Annotated in this window: 23 protein-coding genes; 13 read left to right on the top strand and 10 right to left on the bottom strand. The window is 57.8% G+C overall.

Annotation, left to right across the window (positions count from 1 at the left end):
* Positions 1-88: 88 nt before the first annotated feature.
* The gene (locus AACY07_RS10490) at positions 89-382 is read right to left on the bottom strand and encodes a hypothetical protein (RefSeq protein WP_339474723.1); all 294 of its coding nucleotides are present in this window, start codon (positions 380-382) and stop codon (positions 89-91) included.
* A 107-nt stretch (positions 383-489) separates the two neighbouring features.
* On the opposite strand from AACY07_RS10490, the gene pbpC reads away from it, so the two are divergent.
* The 3 genes from pbpC (at position 490) to AACY07_RS10475 (ending at position 6,317) form a co-directional block, all read left to right on the top strand.
* A complete protein-coding gene (pbpC, locus tag AACY07_RS10485; protein ID WP_339474722.1) occupies positions 490-2,802 on the top strand; it encodes a peptidoglycan glycosyltransferase PbpC in 2,313 nt (770 codons plus the stop codon).
* A 316-nt stretch (positions 2,803-3,118) separates the two neighbouring features.
* Positions 3,119-4,444 (top strand): collagen-like triple helix repeat-containing protein, encoded by a 1,326-nt coding sequence (locus tag AACY07_RS10480; RefSeq protein ID WP_339474721.1) that lies wholly within the window; start codon positions 3,119-3,121, stop codon positions 4,442-4,444.
* A gap of 190 nt (positions 4,445-4,634) precedes the next feature.
* Positions 4,635-6,317 (top strand): ShlB/FhaC/HecB family hemolysin secretion/activation protein, encoded by a 1,683-nt coding sequence (locus AACY07_RS10475; protein WP_339474720.1) that lies wholly within the window; start codon positions 4,635-4,637, stop codon positions 6,315-6,317.
* Between the two features lie 61 nt (positions 6,318-6,378).
* Here the strand turns inward: AACY07_RS10475 and AACY07_RS10470 are convergent, their stop codons facing one another.
* Positions 6,379-6,792 carry a response regulator gene (locus tag AACY07_RS10470; RefSeq protein ID WP_339474719.1) on the bottom strand — a complete coding sequence of 138 codons (414 nt, stop codon included), beginning with the start codon at positions 6,790-6,792 and terminating at the stop codon, positions 6,379-6,381.
* 25 nt (positions 6,793-6,817) lie between these two features.
* Positions 6,818-7,036, bottom strand: coding sequence for a Flp family type IVb pilin (locus AACY07_RS10465; RefSeq protein ID WP_339474718.1), 219 nt, complete (start codon positions 7,034-7,036; stop codon positions 6,818-6,820).
* 334 nt (positions 7,037-7,370) lie between these two features.
* Between AACY07_RS10465 and cpaB the strand changes: the two genes are divergently transcribed.
* The 8 genes from cpaB to AACY07_RS10425 are packed head-to-tail and all read left to right on the top strand — an operon-like array spanning position 7,371 to position 14,796.
* Positions 7,371-8,306 carry a Flp pilus assembly protein CpaB gene (cpaB, locus tag AACY07_RS10460; RefSeq protein WP_339474717.1) on the top strand — a complete coding sequence of 312 codons (936 nt, stop codon included), beginning with the start codon at positions 7,371-7,373 and terminating at the stop codon, positions 8,304-8,306.
* Positions 8,307-8,333: 27 nt separating this feature from the next.
* On the top strand, positions 8,334-9,560 hold the full coding sequence (locus tag AACY07_RS10455; protein WP_339474715.1) for a type II and III secretion system protein family protein: 1,227 nt from the start codon (positions 8,334-8,336) through the stop codon (positions 9,558-9,560).
* The gene (locus tag AACY07_RS10450; protein ID WP_339474714.1) at positions 9,557-10,756 is read left to right on the top strand and encodes a pilus assembly protein; all 1,200 of its coding nucleotides are present in this window, start codon (positions 9,557-9,559) and stop codon (positions 10,754-10,756) included. The genes AACY07_RS10455 and AACY07_RS10450 overlap by 4 nt, the downstream gene beginning before the upstream one ends.
* Complete coding sequence (locus AACY07_RS10445) at positions 10,753-12,027, top strand: CpaF family protein (RefSeq protein WP_339474713.1); 1,275 nt, start codon at positions 10,753-10,755, stop codon at positions 12,025-12,027. The genes AACY07_RS10450 and AACY07_RS10445 overlap by 4 nt, the downstream gene beginning before the upstream one ends.
* Before the next feature lie 10 nt (positions 12,028-12,037).
* The gene (locus AACY07_RS10440) at positions 12,038-12,922 is read left to right on the top strand and encodes a type II secretion system F family protein (RefSeq protein WP_339474712.1); all 885 of its coding nucleotides are present in this window, start codon (positions 12,038-12,040) and stop codon (positions 12,920-12,922) included.
* Position 12,923: 1 nt separating this feature from the next.
* Positions 12,924-13,808, top strand: a complete 885-nt coding sequence (locus AACY07_RS10435) for a type II secretion system F family protein (protein ID WP_339474711.1) — start codon at positions 12,924-12,926, stop codon at positions 13,806-13,808.
* Positions 13,809-13,822: 14 nt separating this feature from the next.
* Entirely contained in the window at positions 13,823-14,512 is a 690-nt protein-coding gene (locus tag AACY07_RS10430) for a tetratricopeptide repeat protein (protein ID WP_339474709.1), read from the top strand.
* A 17-nt stretch (positions 14,513-14,529) separates the two neighbouring features.
* Complete coding sequence (locus AACY07_RS10425; RefSeq protein ID WP_339474707.1) at positions 14,530-14,796, top strand: DUF3613 domain-containing protein; 267 nt, start codon at positions 14,530-14,532, stop codon at positions 14,794-14,796.
* Between the two features lie 75 nt (positions 14,797-14,871).
* Here AACY07_RS10425 and AACY07_RS10420 read toward each other — a convergent pair whose 3' ends face one another.
* Positions 14,872-15,657, bottom strand: coding sequence for a response regulator transcription factor (locus AACY07_RS10420; protein ID WP_339474706.1), 786 nt, complete (start codon positions 15,655-15,657; stop codon positions 14,872-14,874).
* A 117-nt stretch (positions 15,658-15,774) separates the two neighbouring features.
* The gene (locus AACY07_RS10415; RefSeq protein WP_339474704.1) at positions 15,775-16,248 is read right to left on the bottom strand and encodes a prepilin peptidase; all 474 of its coding nucleotides are present in this window, start codon (positions 16,246-16,248) and stop codon (positions 15,775-15,777) included.
* A 71-nt stretch (positions 16,249-16,319) separates the two neighbouring features.
* On the opposite strand from AACY07_RS10415, the gene AACY07_RS10410 reads away from it, so the two are divergent.
* Positions 16,320-16,763 (top strand): TadE/TadG family type IV pilus assembly protein, encoded by a 444-nt coding sequence (locus AACY07_RS10410; RefSeq protein ID WP_339474703.1) that lies wholly within the window; start codon positions 16,320-16,322, stop codon positions 16,761-16,763.
* Positions 16,753-19,503 carry a PAS domain-containing sensor histidine kinase gene (locus AACY07_RS10405; protein WP_339474701.1) on the top strand — a complete coding sequence of 917 codons (2,751 nt, stop codon included), beginning with the start codon at positions 16,753-16,755 and terminating at the stop codon, positions 19,501-19,503. The genes AACY07_RS10410 and AACY07_RS10405 overlap by 11 nt, the downstream gene beginning before the upstream one ends.
* Positions 19,504-19,886: 383 nt before the next feature.
* On the opposite strand, the gene AACY07_RS10400 is transcribed toward AACY07_RS10405, so the two are convergent.
* From AACY07_RS10400 to AACY07_RS10380, 5 genes are all read right to left on the bottom strand, one after another.
* Entirely contained in the window at positions 19,887-21,836 is a 1,950-nt protein-coding gene (locus AACY07_RS10400) for a pilus assembly protein TadG-related protein (RefSeq protein WP_339474700.1), read from the bottom strand.
* A 234-nt stretch (positions 21,837-22,070) separates the two neighbouring features.
* Positions 22,071-22,658 (bottom strand): DUF4136 domain-containing protein, encoded by a 588-nt coding sequence (locus tag AACY07_RS10395; protein WP_133079599.1) that lies wholly within the window; start codon positions 22,656-22,658, stop codon positions 22,071-22,073.
* Between the two features lie 28 nt (positions 22,659-22,686).
* Positions 22,687-23,301, bottom strand: a complete 615-nt coding sequence (locus AACY07_RS10390; RefSeq protein ID WP_133079600.1) for a DUF4136 domain-containing protein — start codon at positions 23,299-23,301, stop codon at positions 22,687-22,689.
* A gap of 23 nt (positions 23,302-23,324) precedes the next feature.
* The gene (locus AACY07_RS10385; protein WP_339474699.1) at positions 23,325-24,074 is read right to left on the bottom strand and encodes a methyltransferase domain-containing protein; all 750 of its coding nucleotides are present in this window, start codon (positions 24,072-24,074) and stop codon (positions 23,325-23,327) included.
* A complete protein-coding gene (locus AACY07_RS10380; protein ID WP_133079602.1) occupies positions 24,071-24,376 on the bottom strand; it encodes a nucleotide pyrophosphohydrolase in 306 nt (101 codons plus the stop codon). Before AACY07_RS10380 ends, AACY07_RS10385 begins: the two co-directional genes overlap by 4 nt.
* Between the last annotated feature and the right edge of the window lie 27 nt (positions 24,377-24,403).

Genomic DNA, 24,403 nt, shown 5'->3' with positions numbered 1-24,403 from the left:
GCGATGGCGATGACGCGGTGTAACAGACAAACCGCGGCGACTCTTTCGCAAGCAAGTCCGCTCTCACAGGCGTGAGGGGGATGGCTGCTCAGTTGATGATCCAGCTCAGCACCCACAGGCCCAGCAGCAGCCAGATCACGCCACCGATGACCGAGGCGCGCATGAAGGCGCGCACGGCGTTGTACAGAAACAGCAAGCCGATGATCAGTACCGCAATGCTGATGATCGAGGTGTCCATACCCAACGCGCGCGCCATGCCTTCGACAAAGCTGCTGCCTGCGTCTGTGATGGCGCCAAACAGGCCGTTCAGGCTCTCCACGATAAAACGAACCAGTGTGCCCAGCCAGAGGCCAAGATTTCCGATAAAACTTTCGACGTGCATGGTCATGTTCCGATGAGTAAGGTGGCCACTGTGCCAGATTAGGCATCCATCCATGCCGCAAGTTGCGTAGAGAGTGAGAGTCAGTGGGGGCAAGGATCAAAAAAATAGTGGGCTGGACGCTCGCCGGTCTGCTGCTGGCGTGCGCATTGCTGTGGCTGGCCGACAGGATCTGGCCGTTGCCCTTGCCCCGGGATGATCTGGCCCGCGTGGTATTGGCCGAAGACGGCACGCCCCTGTGGCGGTTTGCCGATGCCAATGGCGTGTGGCGCTATCCGGTGCAAACCGGTGAAGTATCGCCGTTGTACCTGGACGCTTTGCTGACCTACGAAGACCGCTGGTTTTTTCAGCACCCCGGAATCAATCCCTTGGCGTTGGGCCGCGCGGCCTGGCAAAACCTGACGGGCGGGCGGGTGTTGTCAGGCGGCAGTACGTTGTCGATGCAGGTGGCGCGTTTGCTCGATCCCCATGAGCGCACGCTGCCCGGCAAACTGCGCCAGTTGTGGCGTACGGCGCAGCTGGAATGGCACTTGTCCAAGGACCAGATTCTTGCGCTGTACCTCAACCGGGCTCCGTTCGGCGGCACGTTACAGGGGGTCGCGGCGGCCAGTTGGGCTTATCTGGGCAAGTCGCCGCTCCAGCTCACCCATTCCGAGGCGGCGCTGCTCGCTGTGTTGCCCCAGGCGCCGAGCCGCTTGCGTCCCGACCGTCATCCGGGGCGGGCACAAGTGGCGCGGGACAAGGTGTTGCGCCGCTTGGCCGAATACCGGGTGTGGCCGCAATCGGCGGTTGACGAGGCGCAGGAAGAACCGCTGTTACTGGCGCCGCGCCTGGAACCGAGCCTGGCGCCGTTGCTGGCACGACGGCTCAACCGCCCGGACAGCCCGCCGCTGATCCGCACCACGATCGATGCCAGCCTGCAGCGCCGTCTCGAAGACTTGCTGCTGGGCTGGCGCGCCCGTTTACCCGATCACACGTCGGCCGCCATCGTGGTAGTCGAGACTGAGAGCATGGCAGTACGCGCCTATCTGGGGTCGGTGGATATCAACGATGCGCGCCGCTTTGGTCATGTCGACATGATCACTGCCATGCGCTCGCCGGGCTCCACCCTCAAGCCGTTTTTGTATGGCATGGCAATGGATGCGGGGCTGATCCACTCCGAGTCGTTGCTGCAGGATGTGCCCCGGCGCTATGGCGACTATCGACCGGGTAATTTCTCCACGGGGTTTAGCGGGCCGGTATCGGCCAGTGCAGCGCTGGTGACTTCCCTTAACTTGCCCGCCGTGCAGTTGCTGGAAGCGTATGGCCCCAAGCGTTTTGCCGCCGATATGCGCAATGGCGGCGTGCCGTTGAGCCTGCCGGCTCTCGCGCAACCCAATCTGGCGCTGATTCTGGGCGGCGCCGGCAGTCGCCTGGAGGATCTGGTCAGTGGCTACAGCGCACTGGCGCGAGAAGGGCGCAGCGCCAATTTACGTCTGCAACCGAGTGACGAATTACGCGAGCGCCCCATGCTGTCCCCAGGTGCGGCGTGGATCATCCGGCGCATTCTCAGCGGCCAGGCGCGCCCGGATCGTGACCCCCATGCCGATCTGGTGCAGCGCCCGCAATTGGCCTGGAAGACCGGCACCAGCTATGGCTTTCGCGATGCGCTGGCGATCGGGGTTGGCCCGCGTTATCTGATCGGCGTGTGGATAGGCCGCCCGGATGGCACGCCCGTGCCGGGGCAGTTTGGCCTGGCGTCGGCGGCGCCCTTGATGCTGCAAGTCCACGATGTGCTGAGTAACCGCGACAGCCAGCGCGGCATTGTGGCGCCGGTGCAGGCCGTACCTGACAGCGTCGGTGTGGCTGCGATCTGCTGGCCATTGGGCCAACCCATGAATAAGAGTGACCCCAATTGCCGTCGTCAACGCTTTGCCTGGACGTTGGATCACACCACTCCCCCGACCTTGCTTGCGGCGGACCAGCCGTTGGGGGTGGGGCTCAAGGAAACCATCCGGGTCAATTCCCGGGGCCTGCGCGTGGGTGCGCAATGCCCGGATGCGCAAGTCCGTGAGGTGGCATTGTGGCCTGCACCGCTTGAACCGTGGCTACCCCGTGTTGAACGGCGTGAGGCGCGACTGCCAGACGCCTCACGCCAATGCCCGCCACCGCCCTTGAGTGCAGTGACGCCGCTGTCGATTGCGGGCGTGCGCGAAGGCGACCGCCTGCGCCGCCCGGCTGCGAGCCAGGCGCTGTTGCGGCTGGCATTGACGACCCTGGGCGGAGAGGGGCGGCGGTGGTGGTTTATCAACGGCGCCCCTTTGGGGGACAGCCTGCCACTGGAGGTATTCAGCACCACCCTGGAACACGTGGGGCGTTATGAGCTCAGTGTGCTGGACGAAAGCGGGCAAACCGCCCGTGTCGAGTTCAGTGTGGTGGAGTGAGGTAATCAAAGCGGTTTGGCGGGTTAAAGCGCTTATAAAACGCTGTTAATTGTATATATAACTAAAGTTTGGTGATGGGTTTTTTACTTTGGCAGGCAGACCCTGTCCTTGATAAATAACGCTTTTTAATACGTTCTTAACGCTAAAGTATTAGTTCTCAAGCAGGGTGTCGGCCTTTTTATATAAGGGGTTAATACCAAGTTGTGAATTGTTTGATAAGGCCCTTGAGGTTGTTATGTACCCAACGGATGAATGTATCCCTGACGCAGAGCAGGGAACTTCGAACTCAGGCGTAACAGGTGCAAGGGAATTAATCATGAACACTCAACTGTGGTTTAAAACCAGTACAGCATTATTGTTGGTCATGACTGTCAGCCTGGCAGGCTGCAGCAGTGGTGGTGGCGGCTCCAAAAGCTATGTGACCTCAACTAACAGTGGCTCAGGCGGCGGCACCGGTACCGGCGGCGGTACTGATGGTGGAACCGGTGGTGGTACTGGCGGTGGTACTGGTGGCGGAACCGGCGGTGGTACTGGCGGCGGAACTGGCAGCACGCCTCTGGTTACAGGTCAGGTGGTAGGTCAAGTCGGTACTGCCCTGGGTGGCGTAGGCACCACTGTCAGTGGTCTGGGCACTGCCCTGACCCCGGTGCCGGTAGTCGGCACCCTGGGTGGCGGCCTGGTGGTCAAAACCGGCGATGCCGTGAGCTCCGTCACCACTGGCCTGACTAATGGCTTGGGCACGTTGGGCACAGACAAGAATTCCCTGGGCATCACCGTAGCGGGTGCGACCAATGCGGTCAGCGAGCTGGGTAAAGGCGTTTCGTCCGTCGGTACGGGCTTGAGCACGGTGCTCGATAACACGCCAATCAGCCAGATCCCGTTGGCCGGTGGCCTGGTGGGCAAAGTGACTGACACCACAGGTGGGCTGGTCAACAAAGTCGGTACAACCGTGACCATGCTCGGTGACACACTGACCACCAATGTGAACAGTGGCCAACTGGGCAAGGTGACCGGGGGCGTGAATGACAAGGTCCTGGTACCGGTCATTTCCCTGGCAGAAAACGTCACGGGCAAAGTGGGTACCACCACAGGCCTCGGAGCCCCGGTGGATGGGCTGCTGACCAAAGTCGGTGGCACCGTGAGCGGTCTTGGCACCAAGGTGTCTACAACCGGCGACAAAAACCCGGTGACCTCGCTGGTAGGTGGCGTGCTGGTGGGCGTGGGCGGTGCGGTCGACAAGGCGGGCGGCCTGCTGAACCCGGCTGCAAACACGGGCACAGGCTCGGGTCTGGGTGGCGCTCTTGGCGGCCTGCTGGGTGCGGGTGCAAGCACGGGTAATGGTTCAGGTGCCGGTGCCGGTGCCGGTGCAGGCATTGGCGGCGGTCTTGGCGGCCTGTTGGGTGCAGGTGCAAGCACAAGTGGCGGTGCAAGTGCCGGTTTGGGTCTTGGCGGTCTGTTGGGAGTGGGCGCAAGCACGGGTGGCAGTACCGGTGCAGGCGCAGGTCTGAGCGGCGGTATCGGCGGCTTGTTGGGTGCAGGCGCTGGTACAGGTAGTAACACGGGTGCCAATACAGGTACAGGTCTGGGTGGTGTTCTTGGGGGAGTGCTGGGTGGGCTGGGCAATCTGGGCAAGAAAAACTGACGATTAATTGCACCTGGCCGGTTCGACGGCCTTACCTACAGCGCCTACGCTTGGTTGGGACGAGAGATTCAGATGAGTCTCTCGTCTTTTTTCATGTGCAGTTTTTAGGACTGATGCTCGGGTAGCTTCACGGCGCAATCAAAGATGAAGCCCCCTCGTTATGCCGCTGTAGTTGAACATGGAGTGTCATATGCGTAATTGCGTTCCCTTTTTGTTATTGGCCCTGGCCCCGTACGCGGGTGCCGAGTCCCTTCCGCGCTTTCTCAATAGCAACGACAGCATGCAAACCTTGCCCACGCCCAACTTGCCGGTGGATGCCTATCGCCCGCCGGCGCCTGCGCTGGAATTGCCCAAACCGGCAGCCGGGGAGGCTCAGCCACTGGTCATGGGCACGCGCCTGACCATTCGCAAGTTGCAGATCGAAGGTGGCACGATTTACCCGCTGCCCGAGTTGGGTGCGGTGTTCAAGCCGCTGCTGGGCCATGAAATCACCCTGGGTGAATTGATCGAGGCCACGCGCGGCATCACCAAGCGTTACCAGGACGATGGCTATTTATTGTCGTATGCGTTTTTGCCTCAACAGGACTTCGATCAAGGCCTGGTGCGTGTTGTGCTGGTCGAAGGCTATGTCAGCAATTACGAGATCGATGGGGATATAGGGCGGGTCAAGGGGTATATCGATGAACTGGTAGACAAGCTCAAGGGAGAGCGCCCGCTGACCCGTAAAACATTTGATCGCTACAGCACGCTGATGAGCCGGATTCCCGGTGTGACCTTGCAGGCGCAAGTGCCGCCACCGGGCACCACCGACGGTGCTTCGACACTGCGTGTGAGTGCCAGTCGCAAACCGTTCACCACCAGCATGAGCCTTGTCGAGGGCAGCCGTAACAGTACCCAGGCACTGTTCGGGGTCAGCAGTAACTCGCAAACGGCCATGGCGGAGCAGTTGACCCTGAGCGGGTTGTTTCCGCCGGGTCGCGACAAGGAGCACTACTACCGTCTCGATTACAGCCAGTACCTGAATGCCGAAGGCACGCAACTGAGCCTGTATGGCTCCAGTTATCGCAGTGATCCGAGCACCAGCATTGCTACCGATGACGGGTTTGAACTCAAGCCTCACCGTGAGAATGACCGCTTCTCGATTGGCGTCAGCCACCCGCTGATTGCCGCGCCGGATCAATGGCTCAGCGCCGGTGCCCGGTTGTATGGCGTCAACGACAATACCGACTACGAGGTGGCAGGCTTCGGCCAGACCATCAGCGAAAAAACCAACGTGCGCGCACTGGCGTTTGAAGGTGACTGGCGCAAGTCCGATGCCAGGCAGTTGCGTATTGTCAGTGCCGGTATGTATCAGGGCATGGACGCGATGGGTGCCAAGAGCGAAACCACCCTGACTGGCAGCCGTTATGACCTGGACTTCTTCCGATTGCGTTTGTCGGGTGTGCAGAGTGACGGCTACTTCGATAACTGGCAGGGCGTGGTGTCGGGTGCGTTGTACTGGAGTGATGACACGTTGCCTGACAGCGAGCGGGCAGTGTTTGGCGGGCAGAACTTCGGTCGTGGTTATCCGGATGACCAGGCGTCGGGGGACAAGGGCTGGGGCGTGGCCTATGAGCTCAACTACAGCTATAACCGCGACGGTGACTGGGTCAAGTTGCTGCAGCCTTATGCGATCGTGGACAGGGCCAAGGCCTGGTACAACGAACTGCCATTAAAAGGCTCGGACATGTCCTCCGCAGCACTGGGGTTGCGTTTTGGTGACAAGCGTTACTACAACATTGCCCTGGAAGTTGCCAAGCCCATGTCTGATATAGCGTTGGACAGTTTTAATCGCAGGCCGCGCTATACACTAAGTTTTAGTTATCAGTTGTAAGCGTTATATATAAAAACCCCGCAGCGCCAACTCAGGCTGCGGGGTTTTTATGGGGCGGGTTTTATGTTCTGGCCAGTTGTAGCTGTGGGGGTTTTGGAAAGAGATTGTCGAGGGTGTCGAGCAGGCGCACGTGGTAGATGGGTTTGCGAAACAGGTCCAGTACCTGCAACCGCAGCAAGTCGCTGACATCGCTCATGTCGGCGTGCCCCGAGATGACAATCACCGGTAAATGCTGGCGCGAGGTATGCTCACGCAGGCGCCTGATCAGCGCAATCCCGCTTTCCTCTGGCATGCGCAGGTCAGTGATGACCAGCGCAATATCCGGATGCTGGGTCAGCTGCGAAAGGGCGAGTGTGACTGATGTTGCCGTAAAGCAACAAAAGTCCTCGCCCTCAAGCAGCTCGGCCAACTCCAGCAGTGCGTCCTCTTCGTCATCCACCAGAAGCAGTTGTTGCCGTGATGGGGAGAGGGGCATGCAAAGGGCTCCTTTTGTTAGTGAATTAAGTTGTTGCCAGACCACCTTTGATCTTAGTGAATACATTGGTTACTGCTGTTTGTACATCAGGTGAAAGTCCAGCAATAACCACTGCTACCATCGCCGCAATAATCGCATATTCAATACCCGATGCACCTTCTGTCCTTTTAATAAATAACTTGGTCTGGCGCGCCAGGAATACCTGTGCAGGTACATACACTTTCAGAACAGTATTTAACATCATCTGACTTCTCCTTGAGTGCGCCGGGTCGGGCACTGCGTAACAATGGTGCAGGTTGATCTCCATCTGCCATCATAGGATTGGCAATAAATCACTTCCTTACAACTGTAACAATGGACTAATCATAAAGTATTAGTCCAAATGGTCATTCTAAAAAATGTGTGCTAAATCAAACTATTCACAATTAATTAGAGCTTTTTATTGTCACTAATGGCATTTTGCTTCGACTGGGCTATTTTAAATAGCGAATGGTTGCAACAGCAATATCGATTCATAGCTGCCTGATTGTGAATGGGTTTTTTAGTCTGCCGTGCGCAGTGGAAAAGGGAGTTTGTGCATGAACAATCGACGCAGTTTAATACTGGCCGCCATATTATTTGTAGGGGCAATTGCCGCCGGTTATTGGGGGTTGGTATTGAGTCGGCAGCAGCCGGTTGCTGAAGTTCCGGTGACACAGGTTGTGGAGCAAGGGGTAGCAGCCGCTGAGGACACGACCCGTCAGTCGGTGGTGGTGCTGGCCCGCGATGTACCCCCGAATGTGGCCTTGACGGCAGAAGATGTGACTCTGGAAAAACTGCGTACCGCGCCTGCTGGCAGCCTTTCAACCATTGATCAGGCGGTAGGACGTACTCCTTGGCGCAGCATGAGTGCAGGTACCTGGCTCAATGAGAAAAGCTTTGAAATGGGCGGGCCACTGGCCCGCATGATCCGCCCTGATGAGCGCGCACTGGCAGTCTCGATCGACGAGGTGGCCGGGGCGGGAGGTCAGCTGACTCCGGGTGATTACGTCGACATTCTGCTGTTCCTGCGTCAGGACACGGGCAATCCCCAGCAATCGGCCCAAGTGGTGTTGCCAGCGGTACGGGTTCTTAGCGTGGGGACTGAGTTGGGTATGACCAGTGATGGTCAGTTGGCCAGCCCACCGAAAAATGCCGAAGAAGCACTCAAGCAAGAGCAGGGTCGTATCAATGCGCGCACCGCCGTGCTGGCGGTGCCTGAAGTGCTGCTTAATCAACTGATGCTCGCGACCCAGGCCGGCACGCTGCGCCTTGCAGTGCGCAGCGCCGATGAACAGCGGTTGAGCAAATACTGGGCGGGTGAGCAAGAGTCCCCGACCAACCTCGAGAACGCCAGGCGCAGCCTGTACCAGTTCAACCAGCTATCCATGGCCAGCCCGGCCAGGGCGCCTGTCAGCAGTCCCGCTGGTGCTCCCCGTGTGCGCGGCATTGAAGTGATTCGTGGCAACCAAACGGCTCAGCAATCGGCCCAATAAAAAGTCTTATCTGCAAGGACATAGCATATGAGCCATCGTTGCGCTCCCCTTTTCAAACGTGCGGTATGGACGCTGCTCCTGAGCAGCTTGCCCCTGGAAATGGCCTTGGCCGCTGCTGACAATTGCGCCGCATTCAACGCATTGCCATCGGTACTGGAAGTGCCCCAGGGGGCCCAGAAGGCCATGAGCTTCCCGGTCAACATTTCTCGCATCGCTGTGGGTGATCCCACGGTTGCCGATGTCCGCACCAATGGCCAAAACGCCTTTTTGCTGACCGGCGTTGCGTCGGGCACTACCAGTCTGATGGTCTGGAGCGCCTGTTCGAAAGAGCCACACCAGACCATGCTGTTCGTCAAAGGCAAGGCCACTTCGGGTTTGACCGGTACGTCGTTGTCGCCGACCGAAGACCCGACGTTGCCCATTCAGGTGCAAACGGACATTCGTTTCGTCGAGGTCAGCCGCACCAAGCTGCAAGAGGCCAGCACCTCGATCTTCGGCATGGGCAGCAACTTTCTGTTTGGCTCGCCGGGTTCATTCCTCAGCACTGCTGAAGGGGTGATCACAGGCGGTCCGGTTGCCAACAGCAAGTACTTCAACATCGGTTTTGGCGGCGGCAAGGTCAAAGCGATGATCAATGCCCTGGAAGGCAGCGGTTTTGCCTACACCCTTGCACGACCAAGCCTGGTGGCCATGAGCGGGCAGAGTGCAACCTTCCTCGCGGGTGGTGAAGTGCCGATCCCGGTACCCAGCAGCGGCAGCGACAACGTATCGATCGAGTACAAGGAGTTCGGTATCCGTCTGACCCTGACCCCTACCGTGGTTGGGCGTGATCGCATCATGTTGAAAGTGGCACCTGAGGTGAGTGAGCTGGATTACACCAATGCGGTGAATATCGCCGGGACTTTGGTGCCGGGCCTGACGGTTCGTCGCACCGACACCAGCATTTCCCTGGCCGATGGCGAAAGTTTTGTGATCAGTGGCTTGATCAGTTCGCGCAACAGCTCACAGGTCAACAAGTTTCCTGGCTTGGGGGATATCCCGATTCTTGGCGCGTTCTTCCGCGACTCTAATATCAGCCGCGAAGAAAAAGAACTGTTGATGATCGTGACCCCGCATCTGGTTCAGCCATTGGCTGCCAATGCGCCATTGCCATCGATGCCCGGGGAGAAACTGCGTAACTACGACCCTAACTGGTATCGCCTGTATTTCCTGGAAAACGGCAAATTCAACAGCCGTAGCGGGTTATCCCAATGAGCCAAAGCCTGAGCCAGACATTTCTCGCGCTGACGCGCAACAACACCGATCTTGAATGGTTGCAAGGTGCCTTGGCGCCGTTGGGTCAAGTGGTGGGTGCAGGCACCAGTAGCCTGGATGAACTGCTGGCCCTGGTTGACGTGACGTTTGCCGGTTTGATCTTTGTGGGCCTGGACCGGGACAAGGTGGTCAACCAGTGCGCGCTGATTGAAGGCGCGCTGGAAGCCAAGCCCATGCTGGCCATTGTTGCCCTGGGCGACGGTATGGATAACCAGCTGGTGCTCAACGCCATGCGCGCCGGGGCAAGGGATTTTGTCGCCTACGGTTCGCGCTCCAGTGAAGTGGCAGGGCTGGTTCGCCGTCTGAGCAAACGCTTGCCGCCGGTGGCGCCCAACGCCGAGCTGGGCGGGTTGAGCGTGTTGTTCAGCGCCCAATGCAATGCCGATGGCGCGCTGGTTGCCAGCCACCTTGGGCTGGTCGTGCAAAAACACGATCAAAAAACCCTGTTTCTGGACCTGGGCGTACCCCGTGGCGATGGTCTTGCCGTGCTGGGGCTTGAGAGTACGTTCTTTTTTGGTGATGCCCTGCGCCATTTACGACGCCTGGACAGCACCTTGATTGACAGTGCCTTTACCAAGACAGCAAGTGGTTTGCGGGTATTGGCCCACAGCGAAAGTGATGAGCCGCTGGAGCAAACCAGCGCCGCCGAGTTGTATATGTTGCTCAGCGCCTTGCGTCAGCATTTTCAGCACATTGTGGTCAACCTCACGGGGCAGCCAGACAGTGAAGCGCTGCGCACCTTTGCCACCCATTGTGACAGTTTGCTGTGGTACACCGACCAGAGCGTGCTTGATTGCCGCCGCAACCTGGAGGTGCTAGCTCGCTGGCGGGCCAAGGGCATGAAGTTTGAGCATACGGGGTTGTTGATCGATCGTTACATGGGGGGCGTTGCCCCGAATGCCGATGCCCTGGGCAAGAGCTTTGGCCTGCCGGTGATGGCGACACTGGCGCTCAGCCCTGAGCTACGCATCAATGCCAAGAATCAGGCCACCACCCTGTTTGATCTGGCTCCGCGGGAAGCCCTGAGCCTGGCGTTAAAAAAACTGGGTGAGCGATTGACCAAGCGCTCGCAGTCGTCCGAGCAAACGGTTTCCAAGTCTGGCGCGTGGTTAAACCGCCTGTGGGGGGCCAAATGAACAACGAACAGTTGTTTGGCTCCGGCCTGTACAAGGACGGGCGTGCGGACCATGACGGTCTTAAGCTGGTACTGCATCGCTACATCATCGATGCCATTGAAGAGACCGGGGTTAACCTGCTGGAAGGCTCCCGTGTGTCCCTGGCCCAGTTTGTCACCGAGCGGGTGGCTGAATATGTATCGCGCCTGCACCTGGCCATTTCCCGTTATGAAATGGAGCGTCTGGCTGAAGAAATCGTCGACGAGCTGACGGGGTTCGGCCCGCTTGAAGTCTTGCTGCGAGATCCTGCCGTCACGGAAATTTTGGTCAACGGCCCCCATCGCGTGTTTGTTGAACGCGAGGGTCTGCTTAGTCAGAGCGATTTGCGTTTTATCGACGATCATCACGTTGAACGGGTCATGCAGCGCATTCTGGCGCCGCTGGGTCGGCGCCTGGATGAGTCTTCGCCGATGGTGGATGCACGCCTGCCGGATGGCAGCCGGGTCAACGCGATCATTCCGCCCATTGCACTGGACGGGCCGTGCCTGTCGATTCGGAAGTTTCGCAAGGACATGCTCCAGAGCAGCGATCTGGTGGCGATGCAAACCATCGACCAGGCGATCTTTGAGTTTTTTCAGGAGTCGGTGGGCAAGCGCTGCAATATCTTGATCAGCGGCGGTACCGGTACGGGTAAAACCACGCTGCTCAATATCTTGAGTCAGTTGATCAACCCCCACGAACGCTTGGTCACCATCGAAGACGTGGCCGAGCTGCAGCTGGGGCACCCCCATGTGGTGCGCCTGGAAACACGCCCGCCCAATGCCGAAGGGCATGGTGAAGTGAAGTCCAGCGACCTGATTCGCAACGCCCTGCGGATGCGTCCGGACCGCATCATCCTCGGCGAAATTCGTGGGGTGGAAGTGCTCGACGTATTGACCGCGATGAACACCGGTCACGATGGTTCGATGAGCACCGTTCACGCCAACACGGCACAGGATGCATTGCTGCGTCTGGAAACCCTGGTCGGCCTGACGGGCCGCACCGTGGCGGAAAAAACCCTGCGCCAGATGATTTGCGCTGCACTGGACGTGATTATTCAGCTCACGCGCATGCCTGATGGTCGCCGTTGCGTCAGTGAAGTACTGGAAGTGGTCGGGGTGCGTGACGATGTGTACGTGACCAACACCCTGTTCCGCCTGGACAAGCGCACCGGTTTTGGTTTTATGCGCGAAGCCTTGAACCCGGCAGGCGACAAGTTGCGTCGTGACCCCATTTTGAATGCCCACGGCTGAGGCGCTGATCATGATCCCGGCCTTACTGCTTTTTACCATCAGTTTTCTTATGTTCGTGCTATCGCTGAGTCTGGTGTATCGGGCTCTGACGGATCCGACAACCAGTCGCGTGCTGGACCGTTTGGGGGAGGGGCAGCCGCAGTTCTCGGAAAAAATAAAGGGTGTGGCGTGGATCGACCGGGCTTTCTTGCAGGCGGGGTTGGGGCGTCCTTCTGAGCGCCTGGGTTTATGGCTGTCGCTGTGGGCGGGAGCAGTGGTGTTGGCTGGCCTGATCGGGGGCTGGGTATTTTTTCTCGCGCTGCTGGTGCTGCCGCCACTGTTGCTCAAGCTGTTTGTCAGTTGGCGTTACCACCGTCGGGTACGGCGCATGGTTGAGCAACTGCCGCTCTTGCTTGATCACAGCGTTCGCAGCCTGAAGGCGGGACGGACCTTGGCCGATGCAGTACTGACCGCGATCGAAGCTTCCAGTGACCCGCTCAAGAGCAGCATAAGCCGTGTGTCACGCAATGTTCAGATGGGGGTGAGTTTGCCGGAGGCCGTGAATGACTTTGCCGAGCTGTATGAGCGCGACGAGTTTCGCATGTTCGCCCTCGGCCTGAAGGTGAACCATCGCTACGGCGGCAACGCCAGTGAGCTGCTGGAAAACCTGATCGTGCTGATTCGCGAGCGTGAACAGGGGGCTCGCAGATTGAGAGCCATGACCGGTGAAACCCGCATGACCGCTTTGGTACTGGGCATGTTGCCGATATTTGTGGTGGGTTTTTTCATGTCTACCAACCCCGATTACATGCTCAAAATGTGGCAGGACGGAGGTGGGCAACACATGCTGCTTACGGCGTTGTCGATGCAAATAATTGGCAGCGTTGCGTTATGGCGCATGGTTCGGAGCGTATGACATGGCCTATCTGATTTGTGCAGTTTTACTGCTGGGCGCCATGGCGCTGCTGATCAATAACGTGGTTCAGGACCGTTTGGCTCAGCAGCGGGTGATGCAGCGCCTGGACGGTGACAAGAGCGGCCCGGGCAAGCTCAGTCTCTGGATGCGGATGGTGGGCAACAGCAAGTTTGGCCAGCGTTCGATCACGATGGACAGCGAAACCCAAACGCTGCTCAACCGCCTTGGCTGGCGTACCGCCAGTCAGCGTTCGCTGTTTGCCGCGTTTCAGATCGGTACGCCGTTTGCGTTTGCCGGGCTGGTGTTTTTGGGGCATGAGTTGTTCTTTCCCAGGTCCGGCAATCTATTGGTTGTTTTGTTGTTCTCACTGGCGCTGGGGTATCTGATCCCCAAGCGAATGCTGGCCTACGCTGCAAAGCGGCGGCAACAAGAAGTGGCGGTGGAGGTGTCTACCTTTATCCCGTTGCTGCGCATTCTGTTTGAGTCCGGCATGGCGGTTGAACAGGCGTTACGGGTGCTGAGCCAGGATGCCAGGGAGCTGCTGCCAGTGCTTACAGGCGAGTTGCGGGTAGTGCTGTCGCGGGTTGATTCGGGGTTGGAGTTGAGCCAGGAACTGAGCAAAACCGCAAGCTTGCTGGACGTGGACGAATTCAATGACACCTGCGTGATTCTTCAGCAATTGATTCAGCAGGGCGGTGGCGCGATGAAGTCATTGCAGGCACTTAAAGAGCTGCTTGATGACCGTCGCCTGACTCGCATGGAAGAGTACATCTCCAAAATGTCCGCCAAGATGTCGGTAGTGATGATGGTGTTTCTGTTCCCGGCGCTAATGATTGTCTTGGCCGGGCCGAGCTTTGTCGCTATCTCGCGAGCCTTTCTCTCTTGATCAGGGGTATGAACATGAAAGCTGTCATCGTCTTGTGTGGGCTGCTGATGCTGGGCGGCTGCGCGACAGGAGGCCAGAGCAATCCGCCGTGGATGGCCATGGGCGGCAGTTGTACAAAATTGAGTGCTGATCAGGATCTGTCGCTGAACCTGGCCGATGACATGGCCAAGGAGGGCAAGCTGCACGCCAGCCTGGCCAACCTGCAAAACCTGCCGGAACGATCCGCGCAGGTGCAACTGCGCAAGGCGCGGATCTACCGTCAGTTGGGGCGCAGTGAGGCCGAGCCATTGTTCCAGGGGCTATTGGGGTCGTGTCTGGCCGCAGAAGGGGAGCATGGCCTGGGCCAGTTGGCCGCCGGGCGTGGCGACAACGCATTGGCGACAGCCCACCTTGAGCGTGCGGCGAAACTGGCGCCGACCGATGCCAAGATTCGCAATGACCTGGGCGTGGTGTATCTCAACCAGCGCCGTGACGATGATGCCCGGTTCGAGTTTTTGACTGCGCTGGAACTCAAACAGGATGACTCGTTGGCGGCGCTGAACCTGGTGACCTTGCTGATTTATCAGGACCAGTGGACCCAGGCGGCCGAACTGGTCACCCGCGCCGAATTAACGCCCGATCAAGTGAGTGATGCCCAGTCCCGGGCGCAAGCGCTGAAGGCTCAAGCCAAGGCAGCCAGCAACCAGGTGGCTGTCATCAAATAATGCGTTGGAGGTTTGCAATGACTTTTTCTATTCGTGTGGGGGTGTTGCTGGCCCTGATCCCGCTGGGTGCGGTGGCCATCGAGCCCGGTCCCACGCCAAAAAACCAGCAGGAAACCGAAAACTGGCTGCAGCTTCAGGTCAGTGGCAGCGTGCAGTCGCCGATACGCCAAACGGCGACTCCGGCCGAGCGTGAGCTCAGCCTGCAGCGTTGGCTGGACAGCTACAAGCATGAGATCCCTGAGTACTACAAACAGGATGAGGGCGGCACGGCCAAGCAGAACTGAATGAGCTGATCTTGTCGCGGGCTAGCCTGTTATTCACAGGTGTTGCCAGCGATTAAGGTGAGGCAGGATCAGCGATTAATGCGCACTCTGGCGATGTTGTGCTGGGGCGTTAGGGGACAGCGCGAGGGCCAGTTGAGTGCGGTTGTTCATGTGGGTCAGGCGCAGAACCTGGGACACGTAAAGCTTTACCGTGTTTTCGGTTATGCCCAGATCGCAGGCGATCTGATAGTTGGTCTGGCCTTTGCTCACCAGCTTGGCAACGTCCAGTTGACGGGGCGACAGCTGTTTGAAAATCGTCGGGATCTGCTGCCAGGGGCCCTCGTTTGAGTCCTGCGGGTTTGAAGGTTGAGTGGCCGACTGAGGGGGGCGTCTAGCGGACTCCATGTCCTGATACAGGTCGTCAATGGATTCGGCCAGGAACTGCAACTTCTGGTTCAGGTGGCCCAACTGATCGCTCTTGTGCTTTTCGCGCAAGATGGCTTCCTGGCGCTGGATGCCCTCAAGCAGTTCATTGAGGTCAACCGGCTTTTGATAGTAATCGGCAATGCCGATACGCAGGGCCTTGATCACATCCTGCTTGTCTGCTCGACCGGTCAACAAAATGCTTTCAAAGGAGCGGTGCTTACCGGCGATTTTTTGCAAGTGTTGAGTCAGTTCGATGCCGTTCATCTCGGGCATGTGCAGGTCGCACAGCACCAGGCCAATCTCTGGATCGGCGATGAAAGCACTGATGGCTTCACGTGTTGAATGGCAGGGCACACAACGGTAGCCGCTGCTTTCAAGAAATTCGCACAGTTCTTCGACAATCAACGACTGGTCGTCGACCACGAGGACTTTTATCAGGGGGGTGGATGTATGCACGCGGTTCTCCTTCCTGGTAAACCAATCAGGGACTTCTGGGTCCACTTGGTTACTGCGTTTGAGTTAAACGTAGACCTACTTTACGACTATGTACAAGGTGTTAATCCCCTCAAACGATTAGCGAAGGAGCGCCATTGTCAGGGTAAACCCGCCCAACAGGAAGGGTGCAAATGGAAGCTTTTTTGACACTGGGACGTGATTGGCAAGTGAAGGGGTCTTAACTCGTTGATTCATTGACGGCAGGATTTTTGACGCAAATAGCCACCAAGCGCCAGTACAAAGGCCTGCACCGATGATGGTACCAAGAATTGTCGGACGATCGGTTGCCAGTGCCAGGGCCATCAACAGCTTTACGTCGCCGGCTCCAAGCTTGTTGAGTGCATAGCCGGGCAGTGTCAGTGCCAGCGCGACCAGCAATGCCCAGCCGCCTTCGGCTGCGCTTGCGCCGAGCCAGGTGTGGCCTGTCCACAGCAGATACAGCAATGCCAGCGCCGCCGCGCCAAAGGTCAGGATATTGGAGATATGACGTTGGAGAAGATCTTGAATGGAACACGCAGCAAACCACACGAACACAACACATAACTGGATCACGTAAAGAACCTCCCTTTTTTACCAATGATTCTATGATGATATTACTGTCGACAGTCAGGGTAGACACCGTCATGAAAACAAGGCTTCCCAAAAAGCAGAAAGGCGCCGCGGCGATTGAGTTCGCGCTGGTGTTTGTGATTTTTTTCGCAGTGCTTTACGGCGTCGTCAGCTACAGCTTGCCGCTGTTGCTGGTGCAGTCCTTCAATAATGCGACGTCCGAAGCGGTGCGCCGAAGCATGGCGGTGGACCCGACGGCGGCCAACTATGGGGCAGCGGTGCAGACATTGGCCGTTAGCGTTTTGAACGACAAGCTGACCTGGGTGCCATCGGCTGTGAGAAGCAAGGTTGTCCCGGCCGCGACCTATAACGCCACAACAAAAGTGCTGACAGCCAGCGTCACGCTGCCGTCCAAGGATTTGAGCGCGATCATGCCGGTGCTCAAATTGGGAAGCATCACCGTGCCGGACTTGCCAGCCAACCTGACTGCCACATCGAGCGCTCAACTTGTCCCCTAGTGAAAGGCTGTTCGGGCGCTTGTTGGGACGGACCGACGAGCGCTTGCCTGAATCCAATGATCCGCAATTGAACATCCATGCGGGCATCCAATTGATGCTCGATCAACACGGCTACGTCACCGACATTCACGGCCTGCAGCGTTATGGTCTGGCGCGCTCTAGCGGCGACGGCGCACCGCGCTTGCTGCTGAGCTACATGGTGCCGGGCAGCACGCTGGCGCTCGAAGGCGTCCCGGCAGACTGGGTGGGCCACAGCCTCGACCTGGACTTTCAATGCGCCGGGCTGCGCGTGGTGCATACCCGAGGCTGGGTTCAGCCCCAGGGTGATGGCTGGCTTTTACAGCTGCTGGATATCAGTGACTTGCGCCTTGGCAGCGAGCAGGCGCGCAACCGTGAGCGCTGCACGCAACTGACCCTCAGCCTGGGCGAGCAATTGCGTCAGTGCAGTGTGCAGCGCCTGCCGGAAGTGATGCACGAAGCGCTGCGCAGCGTGGCCCAGCATGGTCGTGTGCCCTGCATGGCGCTGGCCGTGCGTGATGATGCGCAGTCCTCCTGGTACATGCACAGCACCTATCACTCGTTTGATGCACCGCAACTCTGGTTGCCAGAGCAAAACCTGGGCAGCCTGCTCGACCCGCTGGGCGGCAACTCGCCCCAGCGTGTCGAGCGCGACGGCAACCCGCGGCTGAACGATTTGTTTGGCAATGCCGACGGCGTACTGGTGCCGTACAGCGACCAGCAAGGCCTGTGTGCCTGGTTGATGCTGGGGTTTTACCCGGCATCCCTGCACGGACCGCAGATGAGTGAAAGCGACTGGATGCAGGTGTGCGCGGCATTGGCCGCGCCCCTGCTGGATCGCTTGCGCGAGCAACAGCACCTGCAGCAGCGCGAGCGCATGGAAGCCCTTCAAGGCTTGCTGGGCACGGGGTGGTGGGAGTGGTCGATCACCCACGAACTGATGCAACTGGCCCCGCAACTGGCCGCCAACCTGACTGAGGTCATCGAGCCGCAGTCTATGACCCGCGAGGCATGGCTGGCGTTGTTTCATCCTGCCGATCGGGATGAGCTCTGTGGCCGTTTTAATGAATTGCTGGAGCATGGCAAGGAGTTGTTGCTGTTTGCGCGGGTGCATCAACCCCAAAGCACTCAGCCTGCCCAGTGGTATCGAGTCCAGGGCCAGATGCTGGGGACCGGCACCCGGCGGCGTATCGTGGGTTTTATGCTGGATGTCAGCGACATCAAGAATCAACAGCAGCAAGTTGCAGCCGCTCATGCGCGGCTGGACAACCTTATCGCCAGTTCGCCTGCGGTGATTTACGTGCAGCGTTATGTCGAAGGCGCGCTGTTGCCCGCGTTTTTCAGTGACAGCCTCAAGCCCTTGCTGGGCTGGACGCTGGAGGAGTGCACGAGCGCGACCTTGATCGAGTGGGTTCACCCCGATGATCGGGAGCACTATTTTGAGCGCACCCGCCAGTTGCTGCGCGAAGGCAGCACCCGGCGTCGCTATCGTCTTCGCGATCGAGGCGGTGATTACCACTGGCTGCTGGATGAAGCCAAGTTGCTACGTGATGACCTGGGTTTGCCGGTTGAAGTCGTCGGGTTGTGGCTGGACATCACCGAGGCCACCGAAGCGGCCGAGCGGGTCAAGAGCAGCGAAGAACGCTATCGAATCCTGGTCGAAGATTCACCCGCCATGATCTGCCGTTACCTGCCCGACCTGACCCTGACCTTTGGCAATCAGCCCCTGGCCAGCTACCTGGAGTGCACGACCGGGCAGTTGCCGGGCATCAATCTGAGCAGTTGGCTGTCCGACGAGCAGCGTGAAGCCTTTGTGCAGCGTATTGCGGGTTTGACTCCACAGTCTCCGGTGAGCTCCGCTGAAATCAGCCTGCAACTGCCGGGTCGCGAATATGCCTGGTGGGTGTGGTCGGACCGGGGGATTTTCGACGAACAGGGCAACTTGCTGGAAGTACAAGCCGTTGGCCGCGACAACACCGAGGTGCGTCGCTCGCAGCAGCAACTGACCCACAGTGCGAAAATGGCCACCCTTGGCGAAATGGCCACGGGGCTGGCCCACGAAATCAACCAGCCGTTGAACGTCATGCGCATGGCCGTGGCGAACGTGCTCAAGCGTCTGAGCAACGGCGATGCACAGATCGAGTACCTGCAGGAAAAGCTTGCCCGTATCGACGGGCAAGTCCAGCGTGCGGCGCGGGTGGTGGACCACTTGCGGGTGTTTGGTCGTCGCTCGGAAATCGAACAGCAAGTGTTCAACCCTTCACAGGCGATGGAAGGCTCCGTGGCCTTGCTCAGCGAAGGCCTGCGCGGTAAAGGCGTCGAATTGCGCAGTGAAGGCCAGGTGTGTGATGTGCAAGTGCGTGGCCATGTCGACCAGCTTGAGCAAGTGCTGATCAACCTGATGGTCAATGCCCGTGATGCGCTGATGAGCAAGCGAGAAACCGATCGCGACTTTGAGCCCTGGATTGCCCTGAGTATCGAGTCCGATGCACAGCATGTGTGCCTGAGAGTGGACGACAACGCAGGCGGTATTGACCCGCGTCTGCTGGAGCGGATCTTCGAACCTTTCTTCACTACCAAGCCCATTGGTCTTGGCACGGGACTGGGGTTGTCCGTGAGCTACGGCATCATCGACAACATGGGCGGGCGGTTGAGCGTCAGCAACACCGAGCACGGCGCCCGGTTTTGCGTGGAGTTGCCGGTGGTTGAAGTGCAGGAGTGAAGTGCTGCGATATCTGTAGATACTCTGTTGCCGGTCAAACGCGCTCCTCTAGTGGTTGCGCGCAAAAGGGTACTCGCGATCCGTAGCAGCTGACGAGTAGAACGAGGCTGCGTCCTGCGTCCTGCGTGATGCGGCACCCCGACGTAGCCGTCGTAAAAAATCAGCTTTCACGGCTTATCAGGCATACCGTGTCTACCGGTTTTGCGACCGCTCCGCGATCGAACGTAGCCTCGTTCTACTCGTCAACTGCTACGACGCGCAGTTGACGACGAAATCTGTAGCCGCTGAGGAGCGAAGCGAGGCTGCGATCGGCTGCGCAGCAGTCGTAAGACCATGAGGCCCGGTGTATCTGATACACCGGGCCTTCTGCGTTCAAGGGGTAGTTAAAGAACCAACTGGGCGCGGCCACCTTGGTTACAGGAGAGGTTGGCACCGACTACGGTGTCCATTAGGTCAACGCCTAATAAAGACAAAATATTATTGATGAGCGGATCCAAGAGGCTGCTTAAAATATTAATGATCAGTGGTAAAATGATCCCTAATATTGCATTGAGCGCTTGAGTTACGGCGGTGCTGACCGAGGTTAAAATATTATTTAATATGCCCGTGTTATCAATGGGGCCGTAAAGTTGTATTGATATCCCGGATAAGGTGTTTTTGAGGCTCGCAATAATGTCTCCGGTAGGTTTTATATGGAGTTCTGCAGGCTTTTGTTTAAGGTTTGTAGGTGCGTCAGCCTTTGTAAATAAAAGATCTTGCGGTGTTCTCTGTGCAACATAGCTGTTGACCGTAAGAGCAATGCCACCGCCGCCGAAAGGCTTTCTCTCGCACAGAAAGCACCTTGTGCCAATGTCGACGAGTGGAAGAGGGGTCATGCTAACAAGGTCTTTGGAGGTGAAAACGGCGGCAGGGTTAGTGATTTTGCCTACTTTTATATTGGCAATAGACGACTCTGAACGTGCGGTTAAGCTTTTGTTGTCAGGGGCACAATTATAATCGACTAAATAGCTACTTGCTCCTCCGGTGTCAAGATTGACGTATATAGAAATTGGTGGCGGAAGAAGTATAACGTCAACAGATTCAGAGCATAGTCCAAGACCGCAAAGAAGCCCTGTTACAAGGTTTGTGATAGGACTCAAAATACCATTTACCGCATTGAGTAAACCAGTAACGAGGCTCAGCTTTCCAAGTTCAATGGTAATGAGCGTTCTGATTTGGGCTGTGCGAACGAAAATTTTGTTTTCTCCCAACGGTGCTGCTTTGGCTAAAGCAGGGTTGCCTATGGCAGAAAATTGTGGCGGTTCAATAATTTTGATCTGTGTTGTAATGCTTGCAACTCCGGGCAAGTTCAGAGGTAATGATGCAGAGAGAACATTGTTTTTGTTAGAAACTTGGATGAATGCCTGAAGTATCTGCATTAACTGGACATTTGCATCTAGACCGGCTGATGTGGTTCCGGTTTGCAATTTTAGTAAGTCTCCGACCTTTAAGGGGACTTTATTTAATGCCGCTAGCTTGAGTTGTCCTAGGTTCGTAACTATGTCGGCGGTTGCTCCATTGATCTCTGCGGCTTTGATGGCAGCCTGAATAAGCTGTGTGACCGTGGCGTCAGTGGCAAGAAGTTTAGTGTAGTCTCCAGCGGTTACGTTAAGCACAATAGCTAGCTGGTTTAAATATTGAAGAAGGTTGATGTCGGCTTTGGCCAGTCCTTCCCAACCCAAGGCCGAAATATTAACGTTTCCGCCCAGTAGCTTTGTAAATAGATCATTAAGCAGTAAGGACTTTGCAGTATCTACTTTGAGTAGGGTGGTTCGAATACTTAACTGAGCCAAGGTCGGCCCCGGCGTTGCCCCCACGGCACTCGCCGTCAAATTCGTCTTGGTGCTAAACCCGTCTTTGGAAAATAGGCTCCACAATCCTCCGGCCACGCTAGTGGGAACAGTGGTGGTGGCAATCACGCGAATGGCATCTGAACTGTTCTTGTTCTCAGTGAAGACACGAATCTGGTCATCATTGGTTTTTAACGTGCCGCAAACGGCGCTTATTTGTTGATCGTCACCTGGGGTGAAATTGTTGATCTTGGCGTTCTGGTTTGCATAATCCTGTGCCGTTGTTGGGGTTGTGAGGCAATTTCCCCCACGACTCACCGCCTCCAACACCGCCATATCCGCCACCCGTTGCAATTTGCGTTGCTCCAGGTACAAACGCCCGCTATCGACCACCAACAACATGAACAACAGCACCATGCCGAGGGTCACGGCAGCCATCAAGCCGATTGCGCCACGCTGTTGCTGTGGACCCGTAAAACCAATACCGCGTAGATGGGGAGACATCGAGCACTCCTGTTGCTGGAACATAGCCCAGCGCTAACTCTCCAAAGTTTGATCGAGTGTAGCCAGAAAGTGATCGTCGCGCTGGCCAGTTGCCAGTTTTATAGGCGTGATGTGAACAGTTAATCAAAAGCCAATGATAAATAGCCGAAAGTCGAGTGTGGAAACTAACTTGCTCACGAAAGTATTAATACCAACTTACATATATACAGTGTGAGCAAGTGAGTGCCCTGAAACTTACTTCGGTGGATAGGCGCTCAAGATTTTCGTGACCGCCTCCTGAATTGCCGCGCTGCGTTCGGCCGGAGTAGGGCTGGTGTCGACGACTTTTTCAGCACTGCCGCGCCACACCAGTTTCCCGTCCTTGGCATCGATCAGGTCGATTTGCAGCGTGCCAACCTGATAGACCACGTTGCGTACTTCGTTATACATCGGTGGGCCCCAGTAACCTTCCCACGGGCCACCCCAGTAACCCCCCCACGGTCCGCCCCAAGGGCCGCCGTAGCCGTAGTTGGTCACGACCTGCTCCTGGCGGTTGGCAACGATCAACCAGGCTTGCACGAGCAAGTCCGGCTTGCTGCCTGCCGCAACCGGGCGCAGGCCCCGTTGGTCCAGCTGGCCACTGATGGCCTGAACGATCCGTTGCTCGGTCAGGCTGCTTCGCAGCATCGGGTTATTGGGGTGATATTGCACGGCAGGGTCTTTCCAGGCCCAGGACTGGAACTTGGCGAAATCGACCGCAGGGTTGTAATCGCTGCTGACCTGCATGGTTTCGCAAGCACTGAGCAGCAGGGCGATGCCCAGTAATGCCAGGCGACGTAGCATGATGATTTCTCCGCTTCAACAATAAGTCTTAATGGGGAGGATAAGCCTGTACTGCCTTGTTCAGTGATTCGCGCAGAGCATCACTGCGTTCGCCCAGGCTGCCTTTACTGCTGGTTTCTGCACTGGAACTCCACACCGGTTGACCGGTTTTGCCGTCATACAGATTGAGTCGCACCACCATGACCTCAACTTCGTAGGTGCGCACCACGGGCACAGAGTTGTACATCCCGTACTGGCTGCCGTAACGGCCATAGCCGCTGCCGTAGCCCGCTCCGTAACCATAGTCGTCCTGAACCTGACGCAAGCGTTTTTCGGTATGTAAGTCGGCACTGACCCACAGATCCGCTGGACGGTTGGGCTGCGCCGGGCGCAAGCCCCGCTGGTCCAGTGCATTGTTCACCGCTTCGGCGATCTGGGCAGAGTCGGCCCACGCGGTCCCGACCGGCAGACGACCATTGAGCCAGGCCCAGCTCTGGTAGCGCCCGTAATCGCGAGGCGGCGCCGGGTAGGCGCTCAAGTCCAGGCTATTGGCTGCTTGTGCCGGGGCTGGCGGCATGGGCAGGGCACTCGGGGTGTAAGGGTTGGGGCTTTGGCAAGCGCCCAGCCCCAGGCTTAAAACGACTAAGGCAACGCGGCGATACATGATGGTCTCCCCCGCAGGGCGATTCAAACCGGGCGGCACACCCAATGCAGATAACGTCCAAGCCCGGCAAAGGCTGGATGGCGACGATGGGCCAGTTCCATTTCAACCAGTGCCTCAAGCTCGGCTCGGGCCTGGAACTCAACGGGCATGTAGTCGTGAAACACTCGCACACCGCTTTGGGTTTGGACCTGCCACAGGCCTTCGAGTGCCGTGGCCAGTTCCCGAGGGTCGAGTGGTTGTTGAGGGGTGAGGCTCTGTTTTTCGCCGGCCATGTCGTTCTTGCGCATTTTGCGGAAGTGGCCCTTGAGCAGGTTGCGATAGATCAACGCGTCGCGGTTGTAGAACGCCAGGGACAACCAGCCGTCCTTGGCGGTCAACTGATGCAGCACCGGCAGGATCGCGTGGGGTTCCGCCAGCCATTCCAGCACGGCGTGGCACAGCACCAGATCGTAGGGTTCGGTCAGTTGCCCCAGCAGCTCTTGCCACGGCGCCTGGATAAAGGTGCCGGTCTGGCCTGCCTCGGCAAAACGCTGGCGGGCGCCTTCAAGCATTGGCGCGGCCGGTTCGGCCAGGGTCACATCATGACCTTGCTGGGCCAGCCATAACGACATATGACCCAGGCCTGCACCGATATCCAGTACTCGTAACGGGCGTTTTGGCAGTGATTCTTCAAGGTCGGCCTGAAGCACGGCCAGACGAATGGCACCCTTGGCGCCGCCGTAGATTTTTTCGGCGAAACGGGTGGCCAGTTGATCGAAGTGACGGTCACTCATGGGTTGAAACGCCTTTCATTGTCAGCCAATTTGCTGCGCACCACTTCGTTCATGTCCAACCCCAGTTCGGCGCACAGCAACACCAGATACAGCACGATATCGCCTACCTCCTGGCCTGCGTGGGCGAGCTTGTCGGCGGGGAGCTGGCGGGACTGGTCCTCGCTTAGCCACTGAAAGATTTCCACCAGCTCAGCCATTTCGACACTGGCGGCCATGGCCAGGTTTTTCGGGCTGTGGAATTGTTTCCAGTCGTTGTTATCGCGGATGCGGTGCATGCGTTGCGTGAGTTCGTCGAGGTTCATCGAGGGTGTGCTCTCCAGAAGGCGCAA

This window comes from Pseudomonas sp. RL_5y_Pfl2_69 (assembly GCF_963970465.1).
GTDB lineage: Bacteria > Pseudomonadota > Gammaproteobacteria > Pseudomonadales > Pseudomonadaceae > Aquipseudomonas.
Note: the sequence above shows the minus strand (reverse complement) of the source record. Positions and strands in the feature narration are given on the sequence as shown.

Coding starts and splice junctions, on each gene's coding strand:
- AACY07_RS10490 (WP_339474723.1), bottom strand. CDS start 382: ATGCACGTCGAAAGTTTTATCGGAAATCTTGGCCTCTGGCTGGGCACA.
- AACY07_RS10480 (WP_339474721.1), top strand. CDS start 3,119: ATGAACACTCAACTGTGGTTTAAAACCAGTACAGCATTATTGTTGGTC.
- AACY07_RS10475 (WP_339474720.1), top strand. CDS start 4,635: ATGCGTAATTGCGTTCCCTTTTTGTTATTGGCCCTGGCCCCGTACGCG.
- AACY07_RS10470 (WP_339474719.1), bottom strand. CDS start 6,792: ATGCCCCTCTCCCCATCACGGCAACAACTGCTTCTGGTGGATGACGAA.
- AACY07_RS10465 (WP_339474718.1), bottom strand. CDS start 7,036: ATGATGTTAAATACTGTTCTGAAAGTGTATGTACCTGCACAGGTATTC.
- cpaB (WP_339474717.1), top strand. CDS start 7,371: ATGAACAATCGACGCAGTTTAATACTGGCCGCCATATTATTTGTAGGG.
- AACY07_RS10455 (WP_339474715.1), top strand. CDS start 8,334: ATGAGCCATCGTTGCGCTCCCCTTTTCAAACGTGCGGTATGGACGCTG.
- AACY07_RS10450 (WP_339474714.1), top strand. CDS start 9,557: ATGAGCCAAAGCCTGAGCCAGACATTTCTCGCGCTGACGCGCAACAAC.
- AACY07_RS10445 (WP_339474713.1), top strand. CDS start 10,753: ATGAACAACGAACAGTTGTTTGGCTCCGGCCTGTACAAGGACGGGCGT.
- AACY07_RS10440 (WP_339474712.1), top strand. CDS start 12,038: ATGATCCCGGCCTTACTGCTTTTTACCATCAGTTTTCTTATGTTCGTG.
- AACY07_RS10435 (WP_339474711.1), top strand. CDS start 12,924: ATGGCCTATCTGATTTGTGCAGTTTTACTGCTGGGCGCCATGGCGCTG.
- AACY07_RS10430 (WP_339474709.1), top strand. CDS start 13,823: ATGAAAGCTGTCATCGTCTTGTGTGGGCTGCTGATGCTGGGCGGCTGC.
- AACY07_RS10425 (WP_339474707.1), top strand. CDS start 14,530: ATGACTTTTTCTATTCGTGTGGGGGTGTTGCTGGCCCTGATCCCGCTG.
- AACY07_RS10410 (WP_339474703.1), top strand. CDS start 16,320: ATGAAAACAAGGCTTCCCAAAAAGCAGAAAGGCGCCGCGGCGATTGAG.
- AACY07_RS10400 (WP_339474700.1), bottom strand. CDS start 21,836: ATGTCTCCCCATCTACGCGGTATTGGTTTTACGGGTCCACAGCAACAG.
- AACY07_RS10395 (WP_133079599.1), bottom strand. CDS start 22,658: ATGCTACGTCGCCTGGCATTACTGGGCATCGCCCTGCTGCTCAGTGCT.
- AACY07_RS10390 (WP_133079600.1), bottom strand. CDS start 23,301: ATGTATCGCCGCGTTGCCTTAGTCGTTTTAAGCCTGGGGCTGGGCGCT.
- AACY07_RS10385 (WP_339474699.1), bottom strand. CDS start 24,074: ATGAGTGACCGTCACTTCGATCAACTGGCCACCCGTTTCGCCGAAAAA.
- AACY07_RS10380 (WP_133079602.1), bottom strand. CDS start 24,376: ATGAACCTCGACGAACTCACGCAACGCATGCACCGCATCCGCGATAAC.